Source organism: Luteibacter sp. (assembly GCF_051958795.1).
In the GTDB taxonomy this organism is placed as follows: domain Bacteria; phylum Pseudomonadota; class Gammaproteobacteria; order Xanthomonadales; family Rhodanobacteraceae; genus Luteibacter.
In genome coordinates this window covers 1-4,492 of record NZ_JBQCFT010000311.1, presented here as the reverse complement: position 1 = coordinate 4,492, position 4,492 = coordinate 1, and the positions used below count along the sequence as shown (strand labels likewise).

The following is a 4,492-nucleotide window of genomic DNA, read 5'->3' as shown; positions in this document are numbered from 1 at the left end:
AAGGACAGCTCGCTGCGCGTGCCCCCGGGCATGGACGGCAACGTCATCGACGTGCAGGTCTTCACCCGCGACGGCATCGAGAAGGACAAGCGCGCCAAGCAGATCGAAGAGACCGAGCTGAAGCGTATCCGCAAGGATCTCGACGACCAGTTCCGCATCCTCGAAGGTGCGATCTACGCCCGTATGCGTGCGCAGCTGGTGGGCAAGACCGCGATGAGCGGCCCGGCCGGCCTGAAGCGTGGTGCGGTCATCGATGATGCTTACCTGGACGGCCTGAAGAAGGACGACTGGTTCAAGATCAACGTCAAGGAAGAGGAAGTCTCCGAGTTCCTCGAGCGCGCGGCCGAGCAGGTCAAGCGCCACAAGGAGAACTTCGACAAGCGCTTCAAGGAGAAGCAGGGCAAGATCACCCAGGGCGACGACCTCGCGCCGGGCGTGCTCAAGATGGTCAAGGTTTACCTTGCCGTTAAGCGCCGCATCCAGCCGGGCGACAAGATGGCCGGCCGCCATGGTAACAAGGGTGTCGTGTCGATGATCGTTCCGGTCGAAGACATGCCGTTCTCGGCTGACGGCCGTCCGGTCGACATCTGCCTCAACCCGCTGGGCGTGCCGTCGCGTATGAACATCGGCCAGATTCTCGAAGTCCACCTTGGTTGGGCTGCGAAGGGTCTCGGCCACAAGATCGACGCGATGATCCAGGCCCAGGAAACCCCGGCCAAGCTGCGCGAGTTCCTGCACGAGGTGTACAACCACGGCAACGCCGGCGCCGAAGGTGCCACGCGTCTGGTCGACCTGGCCTCGATGACGGATACCGAGATCGTCAACCTGGCGGACAACCTGCGTGACGGCGTCCCGATGGCCACCCCGGTCTTCGACGGTGCCGAGGAAACCGAAATCAAGCACATGCTCAAGCTTGCGGGCCTGCCGGAATCCGGCCAGACCGTGCTGTTCGATGGCCGTACCGGCGAGGCGTTCGATCGCCCGGTCACCGTCGGCTACATGCACATGCTGAAGCTGAACCACCTCGTCGACGACAAGATGCACGCGCGCTCGACCGGTCCGTACTCGCTCGTTACCCAGCAGCCGCTGGGCGGCAAGGCGCAGTTCGGCGGCCAGCGCTTCGGCGAAATGGAAGTCTGGGCGCTGGAAGCTTACGGCGCGGCGTACACCCTGCAGGAAATGCTGACGGTCAAGTCGGATGACGTGCAGGGCCGTAACCAGATGTACAAGAACATCGTCGACGGCAACCACGAAATGGCTGCGGGCATGCCGGAGTCCTTCAACGTCCTCGTGAAGGAAATCCGCTCGCTCGGTATCGACATCGAGCTCGAAGAGCTCCACAAGTGATCGTCGCGGCTATCGGAGATTACGCATGAAAGACCTGCTCAATCTGTTCAACCAGCAGCGACAGACGCTGGACTTCGACGCGATCAAGATCGCCCTGGCTTCGCCGGAGCTGATCCGCTCGTGGTCGTACGGCGAAGTGAAGAAGCCGGAAACCATCAACTACCGCACGTTCAAGCCTGAGCGTGACGGTCTGTTCTGCGCGGCCATCTTCGGTCCGATCAAGGACTACGAGTGCCTGTGCGGCAAGTACAAGCGCATGAAGCACCGCGGCGTGGTGTGCGAGAAGTGCGGCACCGAGGTCACCCTGGCCAAGGTCCGTCGCGAGCGCATGGGCCACATCGAGCTCGCCAGCCCGACCGCGCACATCTGGTTCCTGAAGTCGCTGCCGTCGCGCATCGGCCTCATGCTGGACATGACGCTGCGTGACATCGAGCGCATCCTGTACTTCGAAGCGTTCGTCGTGATCGATCCGGGCCTGACCGCGCTCGAGCGCGGCCAGCTGCTCAGCGAAGACCAGTACCTGGAAGCCACCGAAGAGCACGGCGACGAGTTCGATGCCCGCATGGGTGCCGAGGCCGTCTACGAGCTGCTGAAGAGCCTCGACCTGCCGGGCGAAGTCATCCGCCTGAAGGAAGAGATCTCCTCGACCAATTCGGAAACCAAGCTGAAGCGCCTCACCAAGCGCGTGAAGCTGATCGAGGCGTTCCTCGAGTCGGGCAACAAGCCGGAGTGGATGGTCATGACCGTCCTGCCGGTGCTGCCGCCCGACCTGCGTCCGCTGGTCCCGCTGGACGGCGGCCGCTTCGCGACCTCCGACCTGAACGACCTGTACCGCCGCGTCATCAACCGTAACAACCGCCTGAAGCGCCTGCTCGAACTCGCTGCGCCGGACATCATCGTCCGCAACGAGAAGCGCATGCTGCAGGAATCGGTCGATGCGCTGCTCGACAACGGCCGCCGCGGCCGTGCCATCACCGGCACGAACAAGCGCGCGCTGAAGTCGCTGGCCGACATGATCAAGGGCAAGCAGGGCCGCTTCCGCCAGAACCTGCTGGGCAAGCGCGTCGACTACTCGGGCCGTTCGGTCATCGTGGTCGGCCCGACCCTGCGCCTGCACCAGTGCGGCCTGCCGAAGAAGATGGCGCTCGAGCTGTTCAAGCCCTTCATCTTCGCCAAGCTGCAGGCTCGTGGTGAAGCCACCACGATCAAGGCGGCCAAGAAGCTCGTCGAGCGCGAAGAGTCGCAGGTGTGGGACATCCTCGAAGAGGTGATCCGCGAACATCCGGTCATGCTGAACCGTGCGCCCACGCTGCACCGTCTCGGCATCCAGGCGTTCGAGCCGGTGCTCATCGAAGGCAAGGCGATCCAGCTGCATCCGCTCGTCTGTACCGCGTTCAACGCGGACTTCGACGGTGACCAGATGGCCGTGCACGTGCCGCTCTCGATCGAGGCGCAGCTCGAAGCCCGCGCGCTGATGATGTCGTCGAACAACGTGCTGTCGCCGGCGAACGGTGAGCCGATCATCGTGCCGTCGCAGGACGTCGTGCTCGGCCTGTATTACATGACCCGCGAGCTGGTGAACGCGAAGGGCACCGGCATGGTGTTCGCGAACCTCGGCGAAGTGCGTCGCGCCTATGACAACCGTGCGGTCGAACTGCACGCGAAGGTCAAGGTCCGCGTGCGCGTGTTCAACGTGTCGGAGACCGGTGAGCGCACGGCAAGCACCCAGATCGTGGATACCACGGTCGGTCGCGCCCTGCTGGCCGAGATCATCCCGGAAGGCCTCCCGTTCGCCCTGGTGAACACGGAGCTGACCAAGAAGAACATCTCGCGCCTGATCAACCAGAGCTACCGTCTCCTTGGTCTCAAGGAATCGGTCGTGTTCGCGGATAAGCTGATGTACACCGGCTTCCGTTTCGCGACGCGCGCCGGTATCTCGATCGGTATCGACGACATGAAGATCCCGGCCGAGAAGAAGGCGATCCTCGAGGAAGCCGAGAAGGAAGTCGTCGAGATCCAGGAGCAGTACCAGTCGGGTCTCGTGACCGCCGGTGAGCGCTACAACAAGGTCGTCGACATCTGGTCGCGTACGAACGAACTCGTCGCGAAGGCCATGATCGACGGTATCGGTACCGAGAAGGTCACCGATGCCGAAGGCAAGCAGGTCAACCAGAAGACGATGAACTCGCTGTACATCATGGCTGACTCGGGTGCGCGTGGTAGCGCGGCCCAGATTCGTCAGCTTGCCGGTATGCGCGGCCTCATGGCGCGTCCGGACGGCTCGATCATCGAGACGCCGATTAAGGCGAACTTCCGCGAAGGCCTGAACGTCCTCCAGTACTTCAACTCCACCCACGGTGCTCGTAAGGGCCTGGCGGATACGGCGCTGAAGACGGCGAACTCGGGTTACCTGACCCGTCGTCTCGTCGACGTGGCCCAGGACGTGGTCATCACCGAGCACGATTGCGGCACCGAAGACGGCGTGATGATGGCGCCGATCGTGGAAGGCGGCGACGTCGTCGAGCCGCTGCGCGAGCGCGTGCTTGGCCGTACGGTGGTCGAAGACGTCTACGCCCCGGGCGAAGGCGACGAGCCGATCGTCACCCGCGATACGCTGCTTGACGAAAGCCTGGTCGACAAGCTCGACAAGGCCGGCGTGCAGCTGATCAAGGTGCGTTCGCCGATCACCTGCCGTGCCAGCCATGGCGTCTGCGCCCTGTGCTACGGCCGCGATCTGGCCCGTGGCCACCTGGTCAACATGGGTGAGGCCGTGGGCGTGGTTGCCGCGCAGTCCATCGGTGAGCCGGGTACCCAGCTGACGATGCGTACGTTCCATATCGGTGGTGCGGCTTCCCGTGCCGCCGCCGTGGATAACGTCACCGTCCGCACCACCGGTTCGCTGAAGTTCAACAACCTTAAGTCGGTCGAGCACTCGGCCGGCCACCTGGTTGCCGTGTCGCGTTCGGGCGAAGTCAGCGTCATCGACGTGAACGGCCGCGAGCGTGAGCGTTACAAGGTGCCTTACGGTGCGACCATCGCAGTGAAGGACGGCGACCCGGTGAAGGCCGGCCAGACCGTCGCGAACTGGGATCCGCATACCCACCCGATCGTCACGGAAGTGGCCGGTGTGGTCCGCTTCATCGAC

1 protein-coding gene and 1 pseudogene are annotated in these 4,492 nt (G+C 63.6%); both read left to right on the top strand.

What is annotated here, in order from left to right:
* Positions 1-1,347 (top strand): annotated as a pseudogene (gene rpoB / locus ACTHLF_RS16005) (DNA-directed RNA polymerase subunit beta); the annotation flags it as partial.
* 25 nt (positions 1,348-1,372) lie between these two features.
* The coding region (gene rpoC, locus ACTHLF_RS16000) for a DNA-directed RNA polymerase subunit beta' (protein ID WP_440328512.1) at positions 1,373-4,492 on the top strand (3,120 nt) is incomplete at its 3' end.